The sequence below is a fragment of the Acinetobacter sp. UC24323 genome, assembly GCF_024151445.1.
GTDB classification, from domain to species: Bacteria; Pseudomonadota; Gammaproteobacteria; order Pseudomonadales; family Moraxellaceae; genus Acinetobacter; species Acinetobacter baumannii.
This window is the reverse complement of record NZ_JAHIBY010000009.1, coordinates 55,479-80,238: the sequence shown is the minus strand read 5'-3', so window position 1 is coordinate 80,238 and position 24,760 is coordinate 55,479. Positions and strand designations below refer to the sequence as shown.

At 39.4% G+C, this 24,760-nt stretch carries 22 protein-coding genes; 12 read left to right on the top strand and 10 right to left on the bottom strand.

The features are described 5' to 3' along the window. Positions 1-195 precede the first annotated feature (195 nt). The 3 genes from alaS to csrA all read left to right on the top strand — a co-directional run bounded on the left by alaS (position 196) and on the right by csrA (position 4,679). Positions 196-2,832 carry an alanine--tRNA ligase gene (alaS, locus tag KNQ97_RS13390; RefSeq protein WP_000199457.1) on the top strand — a complete coding sequence of 879 codons (2,637 nt, stop codon included), beginning with the start codon at positions 196-198 and terminating at the stop codon, positions 2,830-2,832. Positions 2,833-2,897: 65 nt separating this feature from the next. After that, on the top strand, positions 2,898-4,178 hold the full coding sequence (locus KNQ97_RS13385) for an aspartate kinase (protein ID WP_001185176.1): 1,281 nt from the start codon (positions 2,898-2,900) through the stop codon (positions 4,176-4,178). Between the two features lie 246 nt (positions 4,179-4,424). After that, positions 4,425-4,679 carry a carbon storage regulator CsrA gene (gene csrA / locus KNQ97_RS13380; RefSeq protein ID WP_000906487.1) on the top strand — a complete coding sequence of 85 codons (255 nt, stop codon included), beginning with the start codon at positions 4,425-4,427 and terminating at the stop codon, positions 4,677-4,679. Positions 4,680-4,748: 69 nt separating this feature from the next. On the opposite strand, the gene rnhB is transcribed toward csrA, so the two are convergent. Together rnhB and KNQ97_RS13370 are read right to left on the bottom strand one after the other, a co-directional pair. Next, entirely contained in the window at positions 4,749-5,315 is a 567-nt protein-coding gene (gene rnhB, locus KNQ97_RS13375; RefSeq protein WP_000495836.1) for a ribonuclease HII, read from the bottom strand. Positions 5,316-5,380: 65 nt separating this feature from the next. Further along, the gene (locus KNQ97_RS13370) at positions 5,381-5,770 is read right to left on the bottom strand and encodes a hypothetical protein (RefSeq protein ID WP_000735756.1); all 390 of its coding nucleotides are present in this window, start codon (positions 5,768-5,770) and stop codon (positions 5,381-5,383) included. Positions 5,771-6,009: 239 nt separating this feature from the next. Between KNQ97_RS13370 and KNQ97_RS13365 the strand changes: the two genes are divergently transcribed. After that, a complete protein-coding gene (locus tag KNQ97_RS13365) occupies positions 6,010-6,567 on the top strand; it encodes a cytochrome b (RefSeq protein WP_001111768.1) in 558 nt (185 codons plus the stop codon). Positions 6,568-6,609: 42 nt separating this feature from the next. Here KNQ97_RS13365 and KNQ97_RS13360 read toward each other — a convergent pair whose 3' ends face one another. The 6 genes from KNQ97_RS13360 to KNQ97_RS13335 all read right to left on the bottom strand — a co-directional run bounded on the left by KNQ97_RS13360 (position 6,610) and on the right by KNQ97_RS13335 (position 13,390). Next, positions 6,610-7,608, bottom strand: a complete 999-nt coding sequence (locus tag KNQ97_RS13360; RefSeq protein ID WP_001077401.1) for an adenosine deaminase — start codon at positions 7,606-7,608, stop codon at positions 6,610-6,612. Positions 7,609-7,719: 111 nt separating this feature from the next. Further along, positions 7,720-9,039 carry an NCS2 family permease gene (locus KNQ97_RS13355; RefSeq protein WP_000729980.1) on the bottom strand — a complete coding sequence of 440 codons (1,320 nt, stop codon included), beginning with the start codon at positions 9,037-9,039 and terminating at the stop codon, positions 7,720-7,722. A gap of 322 nt (positions 9,040-9,361) precedes the next feature. Further along, the gene (locus KNQ97_RS13350) at positions 9,362-9,589 is read right to left on the bottom strand and encodes a hypothetical protein (RefSeq protein ID WP_000608974.1); all 228 of its coding nucleotides are present in this window, start codon (positions 9,587-9,589) and stop codon (positions 9,362-9,364) included. Between the two features lie 368 nt (positions 9,590-9,957). Further along, positions 9,958-11,508, bottom strand: a complete 1,551-nt coding sequence (locus KNQ97_RS13345; RefSeq protein WP_253612347.1) for an NAD(P)/FAD-dependent oxidoreductase — start codon at positions 11,506-11,508, stop codon at positions 9,958-9,960. Positions 11,509-11,531: 23 nt separating this feature from the next. Then, a complete protein-coding gene (locus KNQ97_RS13340; protein ID WP_031993549.1) occupies positions 11,532-12,362 on the bottom strand; it encodes an SDR family oxidoreductase in 831 nt (276 codons plus the stop codon). 65 nt (positions 12,363-12,427) lie between these two features. Next, positions 12,428-13,390, bottom strand: a complete 963-nt coding sequence (locus KNQ97_RS13335) for a metal-dependent hydrolase (RefSeq protein WP_072618814.1) — start codon at positions 13,388-13,390, stop codon at positions 12,428-12,430. A 511-nt stretch (positions 13,391-13,901) separates the two neighbouring features. Between KNQ97_RS13335 and KNQ97_RS13330 the strand changes: the two genes are divergently transcribed. Further along, positions 13,902-14,624, top strand: coding sequence for a pirin family protein (locus KNQ97_RS13330; protein ID WP_000459994.1), 723 nt, complete (start codon positions 13,902-13,904; stop codon positions 14,622-14,624). Positions 14,625-14,689: 65 nt separating this feature from the next. On the opposite strand, the gene KNQ97_RS13325 is transcribed toward KNQ97_RS13330, so the two are convergent. Next, the gene (locus KNQ97_RS13325; protein ID WP_000107496.1) at positions 14,690-15,313 is read right to left on the bottom strand and encodes a TetR/AcrR family transcriptional regulator; all 624 of its coding nucleotides are present in this window, start codon (positions 15,311-15,313) and stop codon (positions 14,690-14,692) included. Between the two features lie 525 nt (positions 15,314-15,838). Between KNQ97_RS13325 and KNQ97_RS13320 the strand changes: the two genes are divergently transcribed. From KNQ97_RS13320 to KNQ97_RS13305, 4 genes are all read left to right on the top strand, one after another. Further along, positions 15,839-16,798 carry a metal-dependent hydrolase gene (locus KNQ97_RS13320; RefSeq protein ID WP_000626177.1) on the top strand — a complete coding sequence of 320 codons (960 nt, stop codon included), beginning with the start codon at positions 15,839-15,841 and terminating at the stop codon, positions 16,796-16,798. 62 nt (positions 16,799-16,860) lie between these two features. Further along, on the top strand, positions 16,861-17,694 hold the full coding sequence (locus KNQ97_RS13315) for an SDR family NAD(P)-dependent oxidoreductase (protein ID WP_000600022.1): 834 nt from the start codon (positions 16,861-16,863) through the stop codon (positions 17,692-17,694). Positions 17,695-17,717: 23 nt separating this feature from the next. Then, positions 17,718-19,241: an NAD(P)/FAD-dependent oxidoreductase gene (locus tag KNQ97_RS13310; RefSeq protein ID WP_253612346.1), complete on the top strand. Its 1,524-nt coding sequence runs from the start codon at positions 17,718-17,720 to the stop codon at positions 19,239-19,241. 111 nt (positions 19,242-19,352) lie between these two features. Then, positions 19,353-20,228: a class I SAM-dependent methyltransferase gene (locus tag KNQ97_RS13305; protein WP_253612345.1), complete on the top strand. Its 876-nt coding sequence runs from the start codon at positions 19,353-19,355 to the stop codon at positions 20,226-20,228. An 11-nt stretch (positions 20,229-20,239) separates the two neighbouring features. Here KNQ97_RS13305 and KNQ97_RS13300 read toward each other — a convergent pair whose 3' ends face one another. Then, entirely contained in the window at positions 20,240-21,253 is a 1,014-nt protein-coding gene (locus KNQ97_RS13300) for an AraC family transcriptional regulator (protein WP_001984934.1), read from the bottom strand. Between the two features lie 136 nt (positions 21,254-21,389). Between KNQ97_RS13300 and KNQ97_RS13295 the strand changes: the two genes are divergently transcribed. The 3 genes from KNQ97_RS13295 (at position 21,390) to KNQ97_RS13285 (ending at position 24,742) form a co-directional block, all read left to right on the top strand. Continuing rightward, complete coding sequence (locus KNQ97_RS13295) at positions 21,390-22,877, top strand: NAD(P)/FAD-dependent oxidoreductase (protein WP_098714533.1); 1,488 nt, start codon at positions 21,390-21,392, stop codon at positions 22,875-22,877. 44 nt (positions 22,878-22,921) lie between these two features. After that, positions 22,922-23,776 (top strand): SDR family oxidoreductase, encoded by an 855-nt coding sequence (locus KNQ97_RS13290; protein ID WP_000834590.1) that lies wholly within the window; start codon positions 22,922-22,924, stop codon positions 23,774-23,776. A 72-nt stretch (positions 23,777-23,848) separates the two neighbouring features. After that, on the top strand, positions 23,849-24,742 hold the full coding sequence (locus KNQ97_RS13285) for an alpha/beta hydrolase (RefSeq protein WP_000811578.1): 894 nt from the start codon (positions 23,849-23,851) through the stop codon (positions 24,740-24,742). Positions 24,743-24,760: the final 18 nt, after the last annotated feature.

The window sequence follows — 24,760 nt, the reverse complement described above, 5'->3', positions numbered from 1 at the left end:
ATTTTTAGCCAAATCACAGTTTTGTAAGATATTCCCTCTAAAATCGTTGGTTCGGTGGGGTTTTTCCGTTACAATTTAGCGTTTTTTAAAAATAAGCCCCGTATCACATGCGAGTTTTGTGAACAAATAAACTTGTGGTGATGCTTTTAGCCAAATTCGAAAATATGGAGTGACTTGGTTGTGAGTACTCGTTTAATGACATCTGCTGAAATTCGTGAAGCATTTTTGCGCTACTTTGAAACGCAAGGGCATACACGTGTTGCATCGAGTTCTCTTGTTCCTGCCAACGACCCAACTTTATTATTTACAAATGCTGGGATGAACCAGTTTAAAGACTGTTTTTTAGGTCTTGAAAAACGTGATTATGTACGTGCAACAACATCACAAAAATGTGTACGTGCAGGCGGTAAACATAACGATTTAGATAATGTTGGTTATACAGCTCGTCACCATACATTCTTTGAAATGTTGGGTAACTTCTCATTTGGTGACTATTTCAAACGTGATGCTCTCAAGTTCGCATGGGAATTTTTAACTAGCGAACAATGGCTTGCTTTACCGAAAGATAAACTTTATGTCACGGTTTACCATACTGATGACGAAGCTTATGACATCTGGAATAAAGAAATCGGCCTAGCACCAGAACGTATTATCCGTATTGGTGATAACAAAGGCGAAAAATACGCATCAGATAACTTCTGGGCAATGGGTGATACAGGTCCTTGCGGTCCATGTTCAGAAATTTTCTTCGACCACGGTGAACACATTTGGGGTGGTTTACCTGGTTCACCTGAAGAAGACGGTGACCGTTTCATTGAAATCTGGAACAACGTTTTCATGCAGTTTAACCGTACTGCTGATGGCGTACTTCACCCACTCCCTGCTCCATCTGTAGATACAGGTATGGGCTTAGAGCGTATTTCTGCCGTATTACAACATGTTAATTCAAACTATGACATTGACCTGTTCCAACACTTATTAAAAGCTGCTGCAAACATCATTGGTATTGAAGATGAAGGTCAGCCTTCTTTACGTGTAGTTGCAGACCATGCCCGTTCTTGCTGCTTCTTAATTGCTGATGGTGTAAACCCAAGTAATGAAGGACGTGGTTATGTATTACGTCGTATTATCCGCCGTGCTGTCCGTCACGGTAACAAGCTTGGCGCAACAGGTACGTTCTTCTACAAAATGCTACAACCATTAATTGAAGTGATGGGACAGGCTTATCCTGAGTTAGAAGCTCGCCGTGAAGTCATTGAAGCAACATTAATTCGTGAAGAAGAACAGTTTGCTAAAACCTTAGAGCAAGGTTTAAAACTTCTTGAAGGTGAACTTGCTCAGTTAAAAGATAAAACTATTCCGGGTGCGACTGTATTTAAACTTTACGATACTTATGGTTTCCCAACAGATTTAACTGCTGATATTGCACGTGAACGTGGCTTTATTATTGATGAAGCAGGTTTTGAAGTTGAAATGGCTGCACAGCGTCAACGTGCGCGTGATGCTGGTAAATTTGCTGTTGACTATAACAACATTGTAAAAGTTGAAGGCGAAACTCAGTTCGATGGTTATACCAACACAACCGGTCAAGGCCAGATTGTAGCGATCTATAAAGATGGCGTACAAGTTGATGAAGTTTCTGAAGGCGACGAAGCACTTATCGTTTTAAACCAAACTCCTTTCTATGCTGAAAGCGGTGGTCAGATTGGTGATACTGGTATCTTCAAAAACGAAACAGGTATTTTTGAAGTTCAGGATACGAAAAAGTCTGGTGGTGCCTTTGTTCATCAAGGTATTGTGACTGTCGGTAACCTTAAAACCAGTCAAAATGTAGAAGCGATTGTTAAAGCAGACATTCGTGAAGCTACTGCGCGTAACCACTCAGCAACTCACTTGTTGCATGCTGCCCTTCGTCAAATTTTAGGTTCACATGTACAACAAAAAGGCTCTTTGGTTGCAAGTGATATCTTACGTTTTGACTTTGCAAATGACCAACCTGTGTCATTTGAACAACTACAACAAGTTGAACGTCTGGTAAATGCTGAAATCATTGCAAATACTGCTGTAACAACTGAACTACTCGACATTGAAACTGCGAAAGCAAAAGGCGCAATGATGTTGTTCGGTGAAAAATACGGTGATGAAGTTCGTGTGCTCTCTATGGGTTCAGTCATTGACGAGAAAAACTTCTCAATCGAACTTTGTGGCGGTATTCACGTAAAACGTACAGGTGATATTGGTTTATTCAAAATTACTTCTGAAGGTGGCGTAGCTGCCGGCGTACGTCGTATTGAAGCAGTGACCGGTACTAAAGCATTAGAAGTAGTACAAAAAGCTGATCATGATATTCAGCACATTAATAGCTTATTAAAAGCACAGAAAGACCAAACGGTTGAGCGTGTACAAGCCAATGTAGAATTGGTTTCTGCATTACAAAAGCAGATTGAACAACTCAACCAAAAATTGGCAAACTTCCAAGCGGCTGATTTGATTGACCAAGTTCAAACTATTGCTGGTCGTCAAACGCTTATTACTACTGTTCAGGGTGTTGATGCCAAAGCGCTTCGCAACTTACATGACAGTGTAAAATCAAAATTAGAGAACGCAGTGATTGTGTTAGCAGGTGTAGAGGGTGACAAAGTCAGCCTGCTTGCATCAGTCGCGTCGCAATACACTGCAAATCTAAAAGCAGGTGACATCATCAAACATTTAGCGACCGAGTTAGGTGGTAAAGGTGGTGGTAAACCTGACTTAGCACAAGGTGGCGCGCCACTTAACGAGAAGTTTGGACAAGTTATGGCAGCATTACCTGCTTGGCTTGAACAAAAATAAGACTTCACTTTTTGTGTAACTGACCCTGACAAGCCTCTCAGGGTCATGGCTTATATGGAACAACTATGGCATTAATCGTTCAAAAATATGGCGGTACTTCTATGGGTACCCCCGAGCGCATTTTAAATGTTGCTCGTCGTGTGAAGCGTTGGCATGATCACGGTCACAAGGTTGTTGTGGTCGTATCTGCAATGAGTGGTGAAACAAACCGCTTACTTGCCCTCGCTAAAGCCATTACCGAAACACCTGACCCACGCGAGTTAGACCAAATGGTTTCAACCGGTGAACAGGTGACGATTTCCATGTTAGCTATGGCACTTAATTCGATTGGTGTGGAAGCTAAATCCTATACCGGACGTCAAGTCGGTATTAAAACTGACAGTGCATTTACTAAGGCGCGTATTGAGTCGATTGACACAGATGTCATGACCAATGACCTAGATGCAGGCCGTGTTATTGTAGTTGCAGGCTTCCAAGGCTTCGATGCCAACGGAAATACTACAACTCTAGGACGTGGTGGTTCAGATACTTCTGGTGTTGCCATTGCAGCTGCCCTAAAAGCAGATGAATGCCAAATTTATACTGACGTTGATGGGGTTTATACTACAGACCCTCGTGTTGCCCCTAAAGCGAAGAAAATCGATCGTATTTCTTTTGAAGAAATGCTAGAAATGGCATCATTAGGTTCTAAAGTTTTACAGATTCGCTCAGTAGAATTTGCCGGAAAATATCAAGTTCCTTTACGCGTATTATCAAGTTTTGATAATGATGACGACGGCGCATTTGACGACGAATTTAAAGAAAATGTAGGTACACTCATTACTACTGAGGCAGAAGACACTATGGAACAGCCAATCATTGCAGGTATCGCTTTTAACCGTGACGAAGCAAAATTAACAATTTTAGGTGTACCTGATGAACCGGGTATTGCTTCTAAAATTTTATCACCAGTAAGTGATGCCAACATTGAAGTGGATATGATAGTCCAAAATGTTGAAGAAGATGGCACAACAGATTTCACGTTTACTGTAAACCGTGTTGATTTAGCAAAAGCTGAAAAAATCTTAAATGAAACTGCCAAAAATATTGGTGCACGCGAAGTTTCAACACGCGATGACATCGTTAAAGTATCTATCGTGGGTGTAGGTATGCGCTCGCATGCGGGTGTAGCAAGCAAAATGTTTACTGCCCTTGCTGACGAAGGTATTAACATCCTTATGATTTCAACATCTGAAATTAAGGTTTCTGTCATTATTGATGAAAAATACCTTGAGCTTGCAGTTCGTTGCTTACATACCGCTTTTGGTTTAGATCGTGAACATGGTGAAAGCAGCGCACGCGCTTAATTTTACCGAACGGTCAAGAATTCATTAAAAAATGTTTACTTGTCCGACAATAATCAAAGAAAACACAGAGCCGCTATAGTTTTTTTTATAGCGGCTCTGTTATATTAAACGGAAAGTTTTTTGGCAGTGATTATCAAAATATGACTTTGTTCTCATATTTCTGTTAGAATCTGACTGAAAACTGAGGTTGAGCTTTTTATTTGGGTACCAATATTGCAGTTTTAAGCGTTTAGCAAGGAGATAAACATGCTGATTCTGACCCGCCGTGTCGGGGAAACATTAATGATTGGGGATCAAGTCAGTGTTACTGTGCTTGGCGTCAAAGGAAACCAAGTTCGAATTGGTGTAAATGCACCAAAAGAGGTTTCTGTTCATCGCGAAGAAATTTATCAACGTATTCAACATGAACGTGCAATGCATGAACACCTTCAACATCTTGATCAAGATTATCAAGTTTCATATGAAGATGATAATTATGCACAGAAAAACTTCAATCGTTAGTATGAAGTTGTTCTCTCCCTAATTAAAGCGACTTTATAGTCGCTTTAAATTTTTTGGGAATATATAAATTTATAGACCTAATGCGCGTTTTACAGGTGCATAACTACGACGGTGTTGATCAATCACGCCATGAGCTGCAATGGCTTCAAAGTGTGCTTTGGTTGGATAACCTTTATGTTTGGCAAAACCAAATAATGGATATTGTTGATCTAATTCTGCCATTTGACGATCACGCGTGACTTTAGCCAAGATACTCGCCGCACTAATCTCGGCATGGCTTGCATCTCCCCCTACAATCGCCTCGCAAGGAATAATAATTCCTTTTGGAATTTGATTGCCGTCTACAATTACCTTTTGAGGTTGTGTTTTCAGACCTTCCACTGCACGTTGCATAGCCAAAAAAGTTGCCTGCAAGATATTCAGCTCATCAATTTCTGCATGTGTAGCTTCTGCTATTGACCATGCTAAAGCTTTTTCTTGAATTTCAATAAACAACTTTTCACGTTTCTTTTCAGTTAATTTTTTAGAGTCGTTTAATCCTAAAATTGGATTATTCGGATCTAAAATAACAGCTGCAGCAACAACAGAACCCACTAATGGGCCTCGTCCTGCCTCATCTACGCCTGCAACAAACATGTATACTCCAATGAAAAAGAGGCCGATTTATAAGAATCGGCCTTCTTTAATGCTTAAAACATCAATTATTTTTGTAAAGCTTCTGCCACACAAGCATTTACAGTTTTAGAAACCACTTGGTTTACGATTGTAGCACGTGCATTCACGTCAAGCGCAGCAGCAGCTAATTCTACTGCAGTCACACTATTTGGTGCTTTTTCACTTACACAGCCGCAAACATTCGTTTGGATGCTATCACGCTGTTCAGCAGTCATATATTTTGTTGCTGTCTTCCATGCAGCAACATTATTAATTTCTGTAATACATTTCGCATTAACAGCAACTTTTAATGCAGCTACGCCTAACTGTTGAGTTGTCGTTTGTGCAGAAGCACCGCCAGTACCGGTACCTGTAGTGGTTGCACATGCAGTTAAAGCTAAAACAACTGGTGCTACAGCGAGCATCAATTTTTTCATCATTTTTTCCTTTGATCGAACGTAAGCAGCGCGTATTTTGCCTAAACTTATGCTTAGAAGAAACAAATAAATTGATGCATTTATGCAAATTAAGTCCCTTAATCTCCAGCTCAACTTAACCGTGTTTTTTTAAATTGAAGCGTTCTGTTTATAGCACGCTCTGTTACGGGAACAACATTTCTCAAATTTAACAGTTTCCCATAAAATCTAGCGCTAGAATGACAAAAAAAGGGTCTTTTATGCCTGCCTCAACCTCTCAATACTACACCCGTACTGCACAGATTCTGCATTGGGTCATGGCCATCATTTTTATCACTGCTTGGGTGATTGGTTTCTATAGTGGAAATTTTCTAAGTTATGACGTTGATGGCAGCTTTAAAGGCGATGTCATTACACTACATAAGAATATCGCCACAACCATTATCTTCCTCGTGGTCATTCGTCTTTTTTGGCGTTACACCCATCCTGCCCCACAATTGCCTGACACAATGTCACCAACAATGAAAACTTTAGCTCACATCGGACATTTATTACTGTATGTGATTTTAGTCGCTTTACCTGTCACTGGCTGTTTATTTAGCTGGAGTGCTGGTCACCCTGCTCCGGTTTTATATTTATTTGAAATTCCACGCCTGGTGCAAGATAACCCTGAGTTATTAGCCATTGTTAAGCCATTACATATTTATATTTCATGGTTTGCAGGTTTACTTATTGTTGGCCATGTTCTGGCAGCTTTAAAACATCACTTTGTAGATAAAGACAATGTTTTAAACAGTATGACCAAACAACCTAAATAAATTCAATGTTAAAAAAACCGCCTATCACAGGCGGTTTTTTATTTAGATTTTCTGGATTTCTGAAATCCACTTTTGTTTCTCTTCATCTGAAATGAAAGAGGCTTCAAAAGAGTTAATTGCGAGTTGCTTCAACTCATCATTGGTTAAATCTAATGCCTGTTGAATGGCAAAGAAATTATCATTCATATAACCACCGAAATATGAAGGATCATCTGAGTTAACAGTCACGTGTACGCCTTTTTGTAAAAGACGGCGGATATTGTGGTCTTTCATATCCTTAACAACACATAGCTTTAAGTTACTTAAAGGACAAACCGTTAATGGCATTTTTTCATTAATTAAACGAGCCATTAATTGTTCGTCTTCTTCAGAACGCACGCCGTGGTCAATACGGTTTACTTTGAGCAGATCTAAAGCTTCCCATACATATTCAGGTGGGCCTTCCTCACCTGCGTGAGCCACGATTAAGAAGCCTTCTTCACGCGCTTTAGCAAAAACACGTTCAAATTTAGCTGGTGGATGACCTACTTCGCTTGAATCAAGTCCTACAGCGATAATATCTTCTTTAAACGGTAAAGCTTGCTCAAGCGTTTCAAATGCAGCTTCTTCGCTTAAATGACGCAGGAAACACATGATCAGCTGAGAACTGATACCAAATTTGGCTTTTGCGTCAGCACATGCACGTTTAAGCCCATTGATCACGGTTGCAAAAGCAATACCACGGTCAGTATGAGTTTGCGGATCGAAGAACATTTCTGTATGAACGACACGATCTTCTGCACACTTTTCAAAATATGCCCATGCTAAATCGTAAAAATCTTGCTCATGAACAAGAACATTTGCACCAGCATAGTAAATATCTAAAAATGATTGAAGATTGTGAAAGTTATAAGCTTGCTTTACTTCTTCAACAGATTTGTAAGGAATCTGAATCTGATTACGCTGTGCAATGGCAAACATTAATTCAGGTTCAAAGGTCCCTTCAATATGCACATGCAACTCGGCTTTTGGTAAGGCCTGAATCAGCTCGACTTGATTCATATTAACTCCACATCTAAAGAAAAAAGGGTGTGGTAAGCACACCCTTCTATAATTTCCTTCTTATATCCCTATCACTAAAATAGTTCTAGAAGGAAATTATAAACAATCGTATTAACCGCCAAAGGCGATAAATTTAAATACCCAAAGGGCAGCAATAATCCACACCATGTATGGAACAGTTTTTGCCTTACCCGTAAATAATTTAACTAATGCATAGCTGATAAAGCCCATTGCAATACCATCTGCAATTGAGTATGCAAATGGCATAAATACAATCGTTAAAAAGGCTGGTACAGCTTCTGTAATATCATCCCAATCGATGTGAGTGATCCCTTGGATCATCAATACACCAATGAACAATAAAGCGGGTGCTGTTGCAAAACCTGGCACAGATTGAGCAAGAGGTGCCAAGAATAAACAGCAAATAAATAAGAAAGCGACAACTACCGCGGTTAAACCTGTACGTCCACCTGCTGCTACACCTGAAGCCGATTCAATATATGGCGTAGTTGATGAGGTACCTAATGCAGCACCAGCAACGATTGCAGTAGAGTCAGCAAATAGCGCTTTTTTCAAACGTGGCAATTTACCATCTTGTAAAAGGCCGGCACGGTGTGAAACGCCAACCAAAGTACCCGTACTGTCAAACAAGTCAACAATAAAGAATACGAAGATGACACCAACCATACTTGCGGTAAACAACCCTTCAAAGTCCATTTGCATGAATGTTGGCGCAATTGAAGGAATTTCACCAACCACACCCTTAAATTCATTTAGACCTAAAGCTGTGGCAATTGCTGTAACGACTAAAATACTAATAATAATCGCACCGCGAACTTTAAGCTGATGCAAAATTACGATAAGTAAAAAGCCAAATAAAGCTAATAATACAGTAGGTTGTTTAATATCGCCCAAACCGACCAACGTTGCTTGGTTCGCGACAATAATTCCGGCATTTTTTAATGCAATGAGCGCAAGGAATAAACCAATACCACCACCTATCGCAAATTTAAGCGACATCGGGATTGCATTGACAATTGCCTCACGAATTTTAAAGAAACTAATTGCAAGGAATACAACACCTGAAACAAAAACAGCAGCTAAAGCTGTCTGCCATGGCACTCCCATGCCCATACAAACCGAATAGGTAAAATAAGCATTAAGCCCCATACCTGGTGCCAAGGCGATTGGATAATTAGCAATAATCCCCATCACTAAGCAACCGATTGCTGCTGCCAAACAGGTCGCAACGAATACGGCGCCATGATCCATGCCGGTTTCAGATAAAATGAGTGGATTGACAATGATGATGTAGCACATTGTTAAAAATGTAGTTACACCAGCAAGAACTTCTGTTCGAAACGTGGTTTTATTGTCGCTTAACTTAAATAAACGCTCTAACCACCCTGCCGAAGAATTGGGCGCCGCCATAAGTAGCCTCTATGCAAAATCTGAGCTGTGGAATATGTACTTCTATGTAGGTATCTGAGCAATCTTGTTTTTCTGTTCAGATCTCTAAACAAAAATCTTAAATAGACGAAGCAACAAATATGCCACTCATTTGATTTCTGCTGTCATACACAGAAAATAGCCACAGCCCCTCTTGAAACACAAAAAAGCTGCATAACCCCTATGCAGCTTTTTTACTATACGTTCAATAAGTTTAACAGATTCAACAGCAACATGATCAAAATTTATGAAAAGATATGATCAATGGCACACTTTTTAAAGCAAATCACAATCACCCCTGTGCTTAGAAAAAAACTTTTTTATCACTGATATATTTTTGCAAATTATATGAAGCTAAATTGCTATGACTAACACGGTTAGGATTACGTTCGATTGTCTGCAAATTTTTTTCAGCTTCTTGAATGATCCTCATGAGCTCTTGATGTCTTTTATTTTGGGTATCTAAATATGCCCAATAGCCTAATACAAATACAATACTCACGCATAACACTATTAATACTTTATTAATCATTATTATTATCTCTATGTTTTTAATGTTAATGATCTTAACAAAAAAAAATAAGGTTGTGAATACTTTCACATTTATTTACAATAATTATCAACCACACAAGTTATTGATATAAAAATGTTTTCTAATATACAATTTAAAAAATTGATTAAAAAGAAAACTTTTCACTTAAAAATTCATTTTTAAAAATAGCTATATTATTTTAAATGAAAATTATATAGACTGCTTGGCCCATTTTTATTTTGAAGTATATTTAAATTTATCGTTTACTTTAACTTCATTATATTATTTATTGAATTTTCATATATTTCTTTCATTATTTAATAGTAAAAAGCCCACCTTCATCAATAAAGTGGGCTTTTATAAATTAATTAACCTGCGACTTCTTCAACTTTAGGTTTTACTTTTACAAGATCAGCTTCATAGATGACATCGTATTCTTCTAAATTTAAATGATGTAAACGCTGTCTAAGCTTTTTCAATGACCATGGCCATGCTGCAAAGTTGCGACCATTTGCATCAAGGTAATAACTCTTACAACCACCACTATTGAATACTGTGGTTTGTAAATGCTTTTGTACAAGCTCATTATGCTTTTTAATTATTTCTGATTTTACAGAAAGTTTAGCAATACCTTTCGCTTTCATTTGCAATAAACCATCTACAATATATTGCAGTTGGGCTTCAGCAAGACCAATGAATGAGTCATAAACCAAGACATTTGGCCCTAGCATAAGAAATGCGTTCGGTACATTTTCAATATTGGTTCCTAAGTAAGCTTCCGGTGAGGAGTCTTTCCAGAGTTCTGCCAGACATTCCCCTTTTTCGTTATGTACCCGTTTACCAATGGGTGGATGAGACACTTCAAATCCAGTGCCCCAAATAATCACATCTACTTCGTGGCGTTCGCCATTAGCTGCAATCACCGTATTGCCTTCGACTTTAACCAGGCCATGTGGAATAAGCGTGGTATTGGATGCCTGTAACGCTGGATAGTAGTTATTGGCAAATAAAATACGTTTACAACCAATATCAAAATTAGGTGTTACGTTTTTACGTAAAACCGGATCTTTAATTTGTAACTTTAACAATTGTTTCGCAGCAAAATTGACAGGCTTTAAAGCTTTTGGGTTGCGTAAACCAAAATTGATGACATTTAAGGTGCCTGCTACAGTCTGGCGCCAAGTGGCCTGTATTTTTGGGTATTTGGCAATAATTGATTTACTCAACTCCCCCAAATCCGTATCCGGTTTTGGCAGTACCCAAGGAGCTGTACGTTGGAATACAAAAAGTTCTTTTGCTTTAGGTTGAATTTGGGGCACAAACTGGATGGCAGATGCACCAGTACCAATCACGGCAATACGTTTTCCAGTAAGGTCATATTCATGGTTCCATTTCGCTGAATGGAACATTTCACCTGTAAAGGTATCTAGACCTTCAAGGCGTGGAATCTGCGCCTCAGTAATTGGGCCTGTAGCAAATAGAACTGTTTTAGCAATATATAAACCAGAGCTTGTCTCTAGTTTCCAGACATTTTTTACATTGTCCCATTCCGCTTTTAATAGTTCGGTATTGAATTCAATTAAGGACTCAATATCGAACTCACGGCTTACATTTTCTAAATAACTTAAAATTTCCGGCTGGCGTGCAAATAAATGGCTCCATTTTGCACTTGGGGCAAACGAGTAAGAGTACAGAGCCGAAGGTACATCACAACCACAGCCCGGATAGGTATTTTCACGCCAAGTACCACCAACGCGGCTTGCTTTTTCAATAATTTTAAAATTAGTTAGGCCTGCTTCATTTAGCTTAATTGCAGCAGCAAGACCAGAAATACCCGCACCGACAATAAAAGTGTCATAAATATGTGCAACTTCTTGGGTTTTACGGGTGCGTGTATTTGTTCTAGGTTTAGTGACCATAATTTTTCTGCCTATACAAAATTTTATTTAAATAACTGATACGAAAGCCCAAGGAACTTTGCATATAGCGTTGGAGATGTCCTTTTCATAAGCCAGAATAATTTGGCGTCGATCTGTGGCGTGGTGTAGAGCTGCCCACGATCTAATCGATTCAATGTTAAAGTTGCAACTGCATCGCTGGTCGTCATGGCATAGTTCATGAGTGCATGGTCTGCAAGCTTGGAATAACGCCCCGGAATACGACCATTTTTAATGATATTGGTTGGCACCAAAGTCGGGCAAAGTACATTGACTTTAATATTGAATTTGCGAAGCTCGGCTGAAAGAGTTTCTGATAATGCCAAAACACCCGCTTTCGTTACATTGTAGACACTCATTTCTGGTGCTGCGGTATACGACGCGGCAGAAGCCACATTAATGATTGCACCGTAACCTAGTTTTTTGAACTTTGGCACAAATGCATGACAACCATGAATAACACCCCACAGATTTACATGCATACACCATTTCCAGTCTTCCAAACTCATTTCATCAAATTTGCCACCTAGACCTACGCCAGCATTATTAATGATGAGGGTTACCGGATGATCAAGTAACTGCTCTGCTTGATCAGCCAAAGCCTGTACTTGTTCTGCTTGCCCAACATCGCACTGTACAGCAAATGCTTTTTGTCCCAACTGTTCAATTAACTTTACGGTTTCTTCAGCAGCTTCTAAATTAATATCTGCGCAGACTACGCTGCCACCACGTTTTGCCAGTTCAACTGCAAAGCTTCGTCCAATCCCACTGCCTGCCCCAGTTACGACCGCATATGCGTTTCGGCTCGGCTGGTCTTTCTTACCAAATAAAATCATAGTAAATCCTAAAAAATTTTAGGGAGACGGCAGTAATTGTCATATTACTGCCATGACCAATAGGCTTATGAAACTGCACGAACTGGTGGTGTAAATTCCTTCACAAAGTAAGGCGCAATTGCACCGCCCTCGTTAAGTAATTTCTTTTTGTAGTACTCCAGATATTCGGTCGTGTCATGATCATTTGGATGGAAGTCTGGACGTAAGTAATCAAAAATCTGACCAATGGTGCTACCAAATACGCCATCTTTTGGACTAAAAATTAAGTTGACGCCACGATGTGCATCTTTCCAAAATTTTCTGGTCAACAGTTCTTTTGGCTTACGCAGTAGAGGTACAAATAAAGTTGCTGTTGGAATAAGCCCTAAAATGGTAATGAAAGCCATTAAAAAGCCCGTTGCCCGTAACGGATAATTACCGTTTAAAACCTGGTAGACGTCATAAGCAATATCTTTATGCTCAGATTCTTCAAGCATATGCCACATCCATAAGGCACGACTTTTGGCATCGTCGGTATAATAGAAATTCTTTTCATGCTTCATCATGTATTCGGCAAGTACCGCCGTAAAATGTTCAATACCTGCCATGAGTGAAAGCTTTAATGGCTGCGGGAATTTTAAGAACACATATTTAAAGAAGTTCTCACCCAAGAAACGATAAAAATCGACCGGATATTCCAGCTCTTTAATTGCATCATTGAACTCATTATGCAATTTTGAATGGATGGCTTCTTGACCAATCAGCGATGTAACACGCTGTTTTAAAATCGGATCTTGAATAAATTCACGGTGGTGACGAGCTGTTTCAATCACCAGATCTTCACCATAGGTCAAAAAAACCGAAAGCGTTGCAAAGAACAAAGTTGCAAACTGGTTGTTGACGTAAAACTCGATATCAATTTCTTTACCATCAAACCCGATATTTAAATGGCGAATTGGGATAGTTCCTTTATTTGAGAAATCTATCTTTTGATACTGAGCTATAACTGATTTAGGAGAAATAATATTTCGGATAGCTTGAGCGACCATTTTCGACACCCTATAAAATTTGTTAAATACAAGGCAGCGTCGAATCAAACAGCTAAAGTTGTCTTTGGATTATTTCTTGCAATCTTTAACTGCTCTCGAACAAAAATTTGCTCGAATACCTCTGCCTTGTCATGTTTTATGAACTTAAGCGTTGTTAAGTTCACCAAATCAGGTTAAATAGTGCGCTTGCTATAACACTCGAACAAGGACAAAAAAAGCCAATCCATTTTGAAACTTTTTGCCAACTCAAATATTTTTCGATTATTTTAAATTATTTATATAAACTACTATTATTCATTATGATTTAAATAAAATACATTTGTCCTAAAATGATAAAAACATGGCTTAAAAAGATAATATACGAAATATTCTGCCTATTTCTATACATGCCTTAGTTCTATATTTGAGCGTTCCAAAAATCACACCAAGCTTTCTGTTTTTAGAGCTTTATTGCACAAATGAAAACGATAAACTGCATTCAGAGAAAAAAATTGGATGAGGAGAATAAATCATGTTTGATATGCGTTTATCTCATGAGCGTGGTGCAGCACATCATGGCTGGTTACAGTCAAAACACACGTTTTCATTTGCAAATTATTGGGACCCGAAACAAGTTGGCTTTTCAGATTTACTTGTAATTAATGATGATACGGTTGCTCCATCAAAAGGCTTTGGTACTCACCCTCACCGTAACATGGAAATTATTTCTTATGTGCTTGAAGGTGCGTTAGAACATAAAGATTCAATGGGTACAGGTTCGGTTATTGTGCCTGGTGATATTCAGTTAATGAGCGCAGGCCGTGGGGTTGCACATAGTGAATTTAATCACTCTGCTCAAGAAAACGTGCACTTCTTGCAAATTTGGGTAGTTCCAAATGAAGTGAACACAACACCGGGCTATCAACAATTGCATATTTCCGAGGAAGACAAACGCGGCAAATTGCACTTGATGATTTCACCAAAAGGTGGCGAAAAAACTTTATCCATCAAACAAGATATTAATATTTATTCAGGTCTTTTTGATGGTGAAGAAACAGCAGAGTTTGCAATTCCTGAAGGTCGTTATGTTTACCTACATGTGGCAAAAGGCCGTATTGATGTAAACGGTAAAACCTTTAATACCGGTGATGCTGCGCGTATTCGCGATGGAGGCAAGTTATCATTTACCAATGGTGACAATGCTGAAATTCTAATTTTTGATATGCGTCCGGAAGAAATTCCAACTATGCCATAAATAGTAAAAACACCTGCGTAGAAATATACGCAGGTGTTTTTTTATCGCATTTGAAAAACTAAAAATTATGATTGATCTTCTGAGCGTGCCATTTCAGTATTGATATAACTCATAATCATAGTGGTTAGCCCCTGCACCATTTCATCAAAACTAATAAATGGGTTGGGTAAAATAAGATGCCTTGCAACGTTAAAAATACCGCTATTAATACAAATATAGGTAATTACAGGTAAATTGTTAATTTTTAAATATTTAGGATTATGCATCATATACTTCATGATGACTTCCATTAAAGCCTGTTCAATTTTTGGAATATATTTATCGTATTGCAACTCACCTGCATAACGTAAAACGGTTAAATAACGGTCATTATTTTTCTTTAATAAATCACTGAACGTATAAAAAATCATTTCAATGACAGGTTCTAACTCCAACTCTAAAATTGTAGGAGTTAGCTCTTTAATCATGTCGAGAATTTCACTCACAAAGTAGTGATTCATCGCATCGTAGATTTCTTCTTTGTTTTTAAAATACTCATAGAGTGACCCCACACTTACCCCTGCAATTTCTGCAATATGACGTGTGGTGGTACCACTTGGTCCATGCAATGCTACGGCAATAAAACCTGCTTCAATAATGGTATCGACAGTGACTTTGGCTCGTGCCTGACGGGGCTTTCGCGTAGACATATTTTCTTATAAATAATCCGAACATAAGCTCAGATTAGCATGTAATTTAGCCCTACCCTAATAAAAAAACAAAATCCGAATAGTTGTCAACTTTCATGAAATATTTCTTTTAAAACTACAATGAAATACAGTTATAAGTTCTTTTATGTTTGAATATTTCTTTTTAATTGCATTAAAATATTTAAATAAAAATCAATATATTAATAAATTTTAAAACTAATTTTTTATTTTATAAAAACATGAAACTTTAGGTTTAGAAACTTGAAAAGTTACCCGAATTGAATCCGAACATAAACTCAGATTAACATGAAAAAATCTAAAAAGAGGTTGAGCCGTTTTACTGAACTTCCCTCTTTTTCCCGTTATTCAGTCAAATAATCACACAAATAACGGAGCAACATCACCGTAGTCAGTAAGCAGAGAAAACTGCTTTTTGAAAATGGAATTTACAGTGTCGTGTTGCAAATCAAAGCTTTTGGTTTTCAACGTAGCTGCACTATCACTGATTGATCTGAAGGTGTCACCATGATCTCGACCACAGTTAAAAAATCACTAAACAAAATTAAATTTTACCGTGAAATCGAGTTACCGGATTTTGCCAGTAAAAAATCCATCCCAATCCGTCATTTAAATATCGGATTTGAAGGTAAAGAGATTGATGTTGAATTCTATATGAACAATCAATTTGCCACGATGTTTTTTGCTACGCTTTCAGTATTTCTGACTTATGGTGAAGATCTGGTGATTGAAACAGCTCGTCATCACCGTGAATTTATTCAAGACCCAGTTTTAAAACAGCGTGTTACTTCATTGATTGGACAAGAGGCAATTCACTCTAAACTGCACAATGAATATAACGATGCACTTAAAGATGTTGAATACCCTGTCGATTTATACCGTTTCTTGGGCGAGAACTTCTTTAAATATGTGTTTTTGAAATTCCCGCAACCGCTTAAATTATCGATGATGGCTGGTATTGAGCATTTTACTGCGGTACTTGCCGAATACATGATGAAGCACGAAAAGAATTTCTACTATTCAGATGATGCAAAAAGCCGTGCTTTATGGATGTGGCATATGCTTGAAGAATCTGAGCATAAAGATATTGCCTATGATGTATATCAATTACTCAATGGTAGCTACCCACTACGAGCTTCTGGCTTCTTCTTAGCATTCTTCACTATTTTAGGTCTAATCCCTGCGACTACCTTGTTTATTCCGGTTTTAAGAAAACCGCAGGAAATGTTGACTAGAAAATTCTGGAAAGACGCGCGCCGTGGTGTCGGACTTATTTTTGGTCCAAAAGATGGTGTATTCGGTAGCACCATTGGCCAGATTTTCGATTACTTACGTCCTGACTTCCATCCAAATGACCATGACACGACCGAATATCTAGAGTACTACAAAGACAAATTACTCAAAGAAGGCGGCGCGATTGCACCTTACTTTGTGAAGGAATTTACCCCACCTGTACGCTTGTCTTAACTGGCTTACAACCAGTCATTACTTAATGGCTGGTGTTCCTTAAATCTATTTCGGGATGAATCATGATTTTATTTGGCAAAAAGAAAGTTAAACCAAGCCAAAAAGCTTATGCCGTCGTGACGGGTGCAGGCAGTGGAATTGGACGAAGTTTTGCAATTGAACTGGCAAAACGTGGTGGCAGCGTAGTCTGCGCAGATATTAATTTAGAAGCTGCAGAAGAAACTGTAACGTTGCTTGAACAACAGGGTGCAAAAGCATTTGCAATGCATTGTGACGTAGGTAACCCTGAACATGTCACAAATTTAGCTGAAACTGCTGAAATTTTACTTAGTCATCCTGTCACCCTTGTCATTAATAATGCGGGTGTAGGTTTGGGCGGTAAGTTTGACGAACTCAGCCTAGAAGACTGGAACTGGGTCATGAATATTAACCTGTGGGGTGTTATTCATGGTTGTCATGCATTTGTACCAAAGTTCAAAAAACTAGGTTACGGTGCAATTATTAATGTAGCTTCTGCGGCGTCTTATACCGCAGCACCAGAAATGACTGCCTATAATGTAACGAAAGCTGGTGTTCGTGCGTTGTCTGAAACACTTTCGGCTGAGCTTCGTAAATTCAACATTAAAGTCAATGTGCTCTGCCCGACTTTGGTGCCTACCAATATCATTAAAAATGGTCGTATTCCGGGCCGTTATTCAAAACTTGCAGACCATGCGCTCATGAACTACGCACTCACCACAAGTGATGATGTAGCCAAACTCACACTTAACCGCCTTGATCAGGATGAGCTTTATACCATTCCTCAAATCGATGCGAAGTTGTTCTGGCTGATGAAACGTGCATCACCAAGTTTGTATACCAAGTTCCTTGGTACCTCTTACAAATTATTTAAATAAGAAATTTTATAGGTAGTACCCATATGACTGCTCAAATGAAAACAAATGCATCAGCAAAAAAAGCTGTCAATTCACCTAGCCATATTTACGATACCTTTATTGTCGGTGCCGGAATTTCCGGTATCGCCGCAGCGATTCGTCTCGACCAAGTTGGCTATACCAACTATAAAATTATTGAAAAAGCAGGACGTGTAGGTGGCACTTGGCGTGAAAACACCTATCCGGGCTGTGGCTGTGATGTACCTTCGGCTTTGTATTCTTATTCGTTTGCACCTAGTGCAAAATGGAGTCACTTATTTGCGCGTCAACCGGAAATCTTAAGTTATTTAGAAGATGTAAGTAACGAGTTTAATATTACGTCTAAAATTGAGTTTAACAACGAACTACTCAATGCTGCTTGGGATGAATCACGCCATTTGTGGGTACTTGATACAACTACTGGTCAATATCTATCGCGAACTGTTATTTTTGCAACAGGCCCCATTACCGAAGCCCAGATTCCCCGTCTTGAAGGTTTGGATACCTTTACAGGTGAAATGTTCCATTCAGCGAAATGGAACCATGATTATGACTTAACTGGAAAACGCATTGCTGTAATTGGTACAGGTGCATCTGCCATCCAGTTTGTGCCCCAAATTCAACCTAAAGCCAAAGAATTGTTTGTATTCCAACGTACAGCCCCTTGGGTATTGCCAAAACCGGATACAGACTTAGGTGAGTTTAGTAAATCAATTATTGCAAAATATCCAGTGATTCAGGCAAGTTGGCGTAAAAGTGTAGCGCTAACCCTCAATGCGATTAATTTTGGTTTACGTAACCCACTTGTGCTAAAACCAGTAAATGTACTCGGCAAGCAATTACTTAAACTTCAAATTGCAGACCCTGAGTTACGTAAAAACGTAACGCCTAATTTTGATATTGGCTGTAAACGTATTTTGTTTGCTAACAATTACTACCCTGCACTACAAGCACCAAATACCACGCTTATTCCACATGGCCTGGTTAAAGTCGAAGGCAATACGGTGATTGCAGCTAATGGCGAACGCCATGAAGTTGATGTGATTATTTGGGGTACAGGTTTTGAAGTATCTCACCCACCAATCGGCAAACGTGTGTTTAATGAAAAAGGCCAACGTTTAAATGATTTGTGGAAAAATAGTTCACCGGAAGCTTACTTAGGAACCAACATTGAAAATGTACCAAATGCATTCTTAGTATTGGGACCAAACGTACTGGTTTATGACTCATTTATTGGTTTGGCAGAAGCACAGCTCGACTATATCGTAGATGGCTTATTGAAAATTAAAAACAAAGGAATTAGCAAGTTAAATGTTAAGGCTGATGTAATTAAAAAGCACAACGACTTGGTGCAAAAGCATCTTCAAACCACTGTATTCAATAGTGGTGGCTGTAAGAGTTATTACCTTGATGCTAACGGTCGCAACTTTGCAGCATGGCCGTGGTCATTGAAAAAGCTTAAACAACGTTTGAAAAAACTAGATTTGAAGGATTATGAAGTTACATATCAAATGTCAAAGACACATTAATTTGTAAATTTGACCAAATCAGTTGTAAGGAATGGGCAGTGTATTTTAGATTTTCATGAAATACACTGCCTTCTTCATTCAATCTTCAAGAAATAAAAGAACAGGTTAAAGATGAAAGAAGGTCAATCAAGTCGTACTGCCGAAGCCGCTGCTGCTTTACGTGCGAATCACTTTAAAAATACGACAAACCCTGTATTTTCAGATCCCTATGCTTTTGAAATGACCAGTAAAGGTTGGAAAAAGCTTTTATCTACACCACTCATTGTTAAATTAATGAATTCACCCATTTTAAACCGCACCTTAGGTTTATTGAGTGGGCAGGTTGTCGGTCGATCACGTTATGCCGAGGACTTACTTAATCAAGCTGTTCAACACAATATTGAGCAATATGTTTTGGTTGGAGCGGGTTTAGACTCTTTTGTGCTCCGAAAATCACAGCATTATCCAACTTTAAAAATTTTTGAAGTTGACCATCCTGATACTCAGGCTGCCAAACAATCTAAACTCAAAAAATTAGGCGAACTTCCCTCTACTGTTGAATTTGTTTCTATTAACTTTGAGAAAGAATCTATCTCTGAAGCGCTTGCCCGAAGTCGCTATGTACGAAAAGCTCCGGCTTTCTTTTCTTGGCTGGGCACCACTCATTATTTAAAGCCGGAAACTACGCTGCAAACTTTAAAAAGTATTGCTGAATTTGCTGCAAACGGAAGCGAAGTGGTACTCGACTATTCAACCGATTTTCAGGAATTAAAAGGTATTGAGCGACTCGGGAGTATGGGTGTTGCACAGTTTACCCATTTGCTGAAAGAACCTTTACTAGGTCAATTTAAACCTTCTGATTTACATCAGGCGGTTGAAAAAATGGGTTTTGAAGTAGTCGAAGACTTGTCTGGTGAAGCTATTACTGAACGTTATTTTTATAGCCGTGCCGACAATATACGCCATACATCAGCGACGCGCTTATTGCATTTGCGTTTAAAGAAATAAAGATACTTTGACTATTGGCTATTTAACCGCATGGCATGAGGTGTTTTCCCATGCCATCTTTTATAAGCATGAATAAAACTGGCAGGTTCGGCATAACCTAACCACTCGGCAATTTGCTCAACAGAAGCTTTTGGTAATGCCAAATATTGCTCTGCTAAGACCTGTCTAACCTCTTCACGAATCTGGATAAAAGTCATTCCTTCCGATGCCAAGTGACGGCGCAGGGTTCTTATATTTAAATGCAGTCGATCAGCCACTATATCCATAGATGGCATTTCCCCACGCATACTCATCAGCTGCTGTTGCACTAAGGTTGTAAATTTATTTTGTGATTGGCGTTTTTCTAATATTTGACGGCATTGTTCTTCTGCAGTGTGCAAAACCAACTCATTCGCCATGAGTAATTTTTGATCCACTTTTTGCGGGTCAAGAATTACAAAACTTTTAGCTGCGCCAAATTCTGGCATGACCCCAAATAAATTCCGATAAGGCTCGGCATCACCTTTGGGTTGGAAAGAAAAAGCCAAATATTGGCAAAAATTGTCCTGCACCAAATCTCGCTGTACCGTAATGAGTGCAGCCGCATCGCGTTCAATAATGAATTGACGCACTGAAGATGGAATATCTTGCTCATCAATTTCGATACGGATTCCTTGTGGTGTATCCGACACATCAAAGCGGGTAAAAGCAAAGGTTAAAGTAAAATAGGTTAAAGCCAGATCCAGTGCTTCACGAATGCTCGCACTACTCATCAGAGCCATGCCTAATGGCCCAAATGTGGTGAAATGATAGCGTGTGCCCACCTCTAAGCCTAATGTCGGTCTGTCTCCTAATTGCTCAACCAAGTTATGAATCAACTGTAATTCCTGATGGCCTGTCACCACCATATTAGGGTCAAGTAATTGTTGTTGGCTAAGCCCAGTCCCTTGCAAAATTGTCTGATAAGAGATGCCTGATTCCAGCGCGAAATCAGCCATTAACCGAACACTATGTACACTGCGTTCAAATGCCCATGCATACTTCACTGTATTGCTCAGAATGTCCTCGAATCACAATATTTTGTCCTCATCCATCCTCTAAATCAAGTTAATAAACGTCTATTCTGCATATAGGAAATTGCGATTTTTTCGCTCACTGTTTTTAAGGATTTTAGAGCAGCCTATGTTTAATTCGTCGTCTAATTCAAATAAAAATGTACGCATCGCCATTATTGGCACTGGCTTTGGTGGTCTAGGACTTGCCATTCGTCTCAAACAAGCAGGTTTTGAACAATTTACTCTATTTGAAAAAGCTGCCGATGTAGGTGGTGTCTGGCGTGACAACACTTATCCAGGCGCTGCATGTGATGTGCCGTCACATCTTTATTCTTTTTCTTTTGAACAGGAACTTGGTTGGAAAAATCGCTACGGGACATCTCAAGAGATTTATCAATATTTACGTCACTGTGCCGATAAATATGACCTTCGCCCACACATCAAATTTAACACTGAAATAGCCAGCGCCGAATTTGATGCACTGCAAGGTGTATGGCACATTCAAAGTACAACTGGTGAACAGTTTGAAGCTGAATTTTTAGTGGGTGCGGTAGGCCAACTCAACCGCCCTGCCTATCCAAAACTTAAAGGCATTGAAAACTTCAAAGGTAAGGCATTTCACTCAGCACGTTGGGACCATGACTATGACTTAACTGGTAAACGTGTTGCAGTCATTGGCACAGGCGCAAGTGCGATTCAGTTTGTACCTGAAATTGCAAAACAAGTGGCTCACCTAGACGTTTATCAACGCTCAGCGCCTTATGTTATTCCAAAACCGGATCGGGTTTACCAACCTTTAGAGAAAAAAGCTTTCCGTAAACTGCCGATCTTGCAAAGTCTAGACCGTGCCTTGCAATATGGTCATCATGAAATTCGCCTACTTGCTTTTACAACTTCACTTAATGAAATGCCTTTGGTGGAATACATATTCCAGCGCCACATTCGAAAAGTTGTTAAAGATGGGAAGTTACGCCATCGTTTAATGCCAGACTATCCAATTGGTTGTAAACGTATTTTAATCTCTAACCACTGGTATGAAACGCTGACCCAACCTCATGTTGATGTGATTGATACAGGTATTCAGGAAATTACTGAACATGGCATTTTAGACACGGAAGGAAAGCTGCGTGAAGTTGATGCCATTATTTACGGTACAGGTTTTACGGCGACTGAATTTATGGCGCCAATGCAAATTACTGGACTTGATGGGCGTACATTAAAAGACACATGGAAAAATGGTGCTGAGGCTTATTTAGGTCTAACAGTAAACGGATTCCCTAACTTCTTTATGTTGTATGGACCAAATACCAACCTCGGGCATAACTCAATCGTCTATATGATTGAAAGTCAGGTGAATTATATTTTAGATGCACTGCGCACTACTTTGAAAAATAACCTGCTGTTCACCAACATTCGTGCCGAAATTCAACACGAGTTTAATCAAAATATTCAGGAAAAAATGAAAAAAACGGTGTGGGCGCAAGGCTGTACCAGTTGGTATCAAACTGCTGATGGCAAAAATACCAATAACTGGCCAGGTTTTACCCTTGAATATCGCCAACGCACTCGTCGCTTTGACATTGAAAACTACACTCAGGTGTCAGCTATTTCTTAAATACGCTTCGCCATAGGAAATGAGAAAAATAAACGGAGAATTTTATGAAGTCTTTTAAAAATAAAGTCGCAGCTGTGACAGGTGCGGGTTCAGGTATTGGACAAGCAATTGCAATCGCCCTCGCCAAACAAGGCTGTCATCTGGCACTTTCTGATATTAGTGAAGCCGGGTTAGCCAAAACAGTCGAGCTATTAGCACCCTATTCTGTCAAAGTCACCACTCAAAAAGTTGATGTGGCTAAACGTGATGAAGTTGCAACTTGGGCAAAGGCAGTGGTAGATGAGCATGGCCAAGTTAACCTGATTTTTAATAATGCTGGTGTCGCAATAGGGAGTACGGCTGAAGGTGTGAGCTACGAAGATCTTGAATGGCTCATTGGTATTAACTTTTGGGGCGTGGTTTATGGCACCAAAGAGTTTTTGCCTTACTTAAAGCAAAGTGGTGATGGGCATATTATTAATATTTCCAGTATGTTTGGTTTAACAGCTCAACCGACCCAAAGTGCTTATAACGCCAGTAAATTTGCCGTTCGTGGTTTTACTGAATCATTGCGCCAAGAACTTGATATGCAAAATGCTGGTGTGAGCGCGACTTGTGTGCATCCGGGTGGTATTCGCACCAATATTGCCAAAGCTGCACGTATGAATAATAGCGTCCAGTCTTTAGGAATGGACCCGCTAAAAAGCCAAGATGCTTTCGATAAATTACTTCGCACCCCTGCTGATGATGCAGCTCAACAAATTTTGGAAGCTGTTCGTAAGGACCGTCGCCGTTTACTTATTGGAGCCGATGCAAAAGCCGTTGATGTAATTCAGCGTATTCTGCCGCAAGGCTACCAAAAGATCTTTGCAGCCGCGACTGCTTGGCAAACTCGCCTACTCAACAAATCAGCAAAATAAAAATAGTGGTCAGCATGCTCTTAATTTTAGGAGATGCTGGCTAATCTCACATGCTTAGTATGAGTCCTTATTATGAAGCAACTTCTTGCATGGACCATCCGTACCACACTACGTCCAGCTTTATCCCCTAAAACACCACTAAAGCTACAACGTTTTTGTAGTGATGCAGCCAGTGCTATTGTACTTGGGCCTCGTGGTTATCAAACAAAAAAGCAAATAATTGCTCAAGTTCCTACGCTTCATATTCGGCCTAAGACCATTAAGTCAGGGCTCGGTATTTTGTATTTACATGGTGGTGGCTATGTCGTGGGCAGTAGCAAAAGCCACGCTAAACTTGCCGCTCAGATCGGACATGTAGCTCAAGCACAAGTCTGGTTACCTGAATATCGTCTGGCCCCAGAACATCCAAGCCCTGCTGCTATTGAAGATAGCATTGCAGTCTATAAAACTTTACTTGCTTACGGACAAGACCCTAAAAAACTTGTAATTGCGGGTGACTCCGCTGGCGGCGGGCTGAGCTTAAGCACCGTAATTGCTTTACGAGATGCTGGTTTACCTTTACCAGCGGCTTTAGTTTTACTTTCGCCTTGGGTTGACTTAAGCCTTTCAGGAAACACAATAAAAACTCATGCTGCTCAAGATGCAATGCTCTCGGAAGACTGGTTAGCTTGGTGTGCAAAAAACTATTGCGGCCAAAAATCGGCAACCGATCCAACGTGTTCCCCACTCTATGCTGACTTAACCGGATTACCGCCGGTTCTGATCCATGTCGGTACCGAAGAAGTTTTATTAGACGATGCAAAACGCCTTGCTGAACAGACTGAAAAATACGGCATTCCGACGAACTTAAGGGTTTATGACCAAGTCGGACATGTTTTTCAATTTCATGCAGGTATACTAAAGGAATCTAATGACTCCATTGAGCGCATTGGGCAATTCATTGATAAACATACAGAGTCAATATAAAAAATATCATTAGACAGG

Coding starts and splice junctions, on each gene's coding strand:
- alaS (WP_000199457.1), top strand. CDS start 196: ATGACATCTGCTGAAATTCGTGAAGCATTTTTGCGCTACTTTGAAACG.
- KNQ97_RS13385 (WP_001185176.1), top strand. CDS start 2,898: ATGGCATTAATCGTTCAAAAATATGGCGGTACTTCTATGGGTACCCCC.
- csrA (WP_000906487.1), top strand. CDS start 4,425: ATGCTGATTCTGACCCGCCGTGTCGGGGAAACATTAATGATTGGGGAT.
- rnhB (WP_000495836.1), bottom strand. CDS start 5,315: ATGTTTGTTGCAGGCGTAGATGAGGCAGGACGAGGCCCATTAGTGGGT.
- KNQ97_RS13370 (WP_000735756.1), bottom strand. CDS start 5,770: ATGAAAAAATTGATGCTCGCTGTAGCACCAGTTGTTTTAGCTTTAACT.
- KNQ97_RS13365 (WP_001111768.1), top strand. CDS start 6,010: ATGCCTGCCTCAACCTCTCAATACTACACCCGTACTGCACAGATTCTG.
- KNQ97_RS13360 (WP_001077401.1), bottom strand. CDS start 7,608: ATGAATCAAGTCGAGCTGATTCAGGCCTTACCAAAAGCCGAGTTGCAT.
- KNQ97_RS13355 (WP_000729980.1), bottom strand. CDS start 9,039: ATGGCGGCGCCCAATTCTTCGGCAGGGTGGTTAGAGCGTTTATTTAAG.
- KNQ97_RS13350 (WP_000608974.1), bottom strand. CDS start 9,589: ATGATTAATAAAGTATTAATAGTGTTATGCGTGAGTATTGTATTTGTA.
- KNQ97_RS13345 (WP_253612347.1), bottom strand. CDS start 11,508: ATGGTCACTAAACCTAGAACAAATACACGCACCCGTAAAACCCAAGAA.
- KNQ97_RS13340 (WP_031993549.1), bottom strand. CDS start 12,362: ATGATTTTATTTGGTAAGAAAGACCAGCCGAGCCGAAACGCATATGCG.
- KNQ97_RS13335 (WP_072618814.1), bottom strand. CDS start 13,390: ATGGTCGCTCAAGCTATCCGAAATATTATTTCTCCTAAATCAGTTATA.
- KNQ97_RS13330 (WP_000459994.1), top strand. CDS start 13,902: ATGTTTGATATGCGTTTATCTCATGAGCGTGGTGCAGCACATCATGGC.
- KNQ97_RS13325 (WP_000107496.1), bottom strand. CDS start 15,313: ATGTCTACGCGAAAGCCCCGTCAGGCACGAGCCAAAGTCACTGTCGAT.
- KNQ97_RS13320 (WP_000626177.1), top strand. CDS start 15,839: ATGATCTCGACCACAGTTAAAAAATCACTAAACAAAATTAAATTTTAC.
- KNQ97_RS13315 (WP_000600022.1), top strand. CDS start 16,861: ATGATTTTATTTGGCAAAAAGAAAGTTAAACCAAGCCAAAAAGCTTAT.
- KNQ97_RS13310 (WP_253612346.1), top strand. CDS start 17,718: ATGACTGCTCAAATGAAAACAAATGCATCAGCAAAAAAAGCTGTCAAT.
- KNQ97_RS13305 (WP_253612345.1), top strand. CDS start 19,353: ATGAAAGAAGGTCAATCAAGTCGTACTGCCGAAGCCGCTGCTGCTTTA.
- KNQ97_RS13295 (WP_098714533.1), top strand. CDS start 21,390: ATGTTTAATTCGTCGTCTAATTCAAATAAAAATGTACGCATCGCCATT.
- KNQ97_RS13290 (WP_000834590.1), top strand. CDS start 22,922: ATGAAGTCTTTTAAAAATAAAGTCGCAGCTGTGACAGGTGCGGGTTCA.
- KNQ97_RS13285 (WP_000811578.1), top strand. CDS start 23,849: ATGAAGCAACTTCTTGCATGGACCATCCGTACCACACTACGTCCAGCT.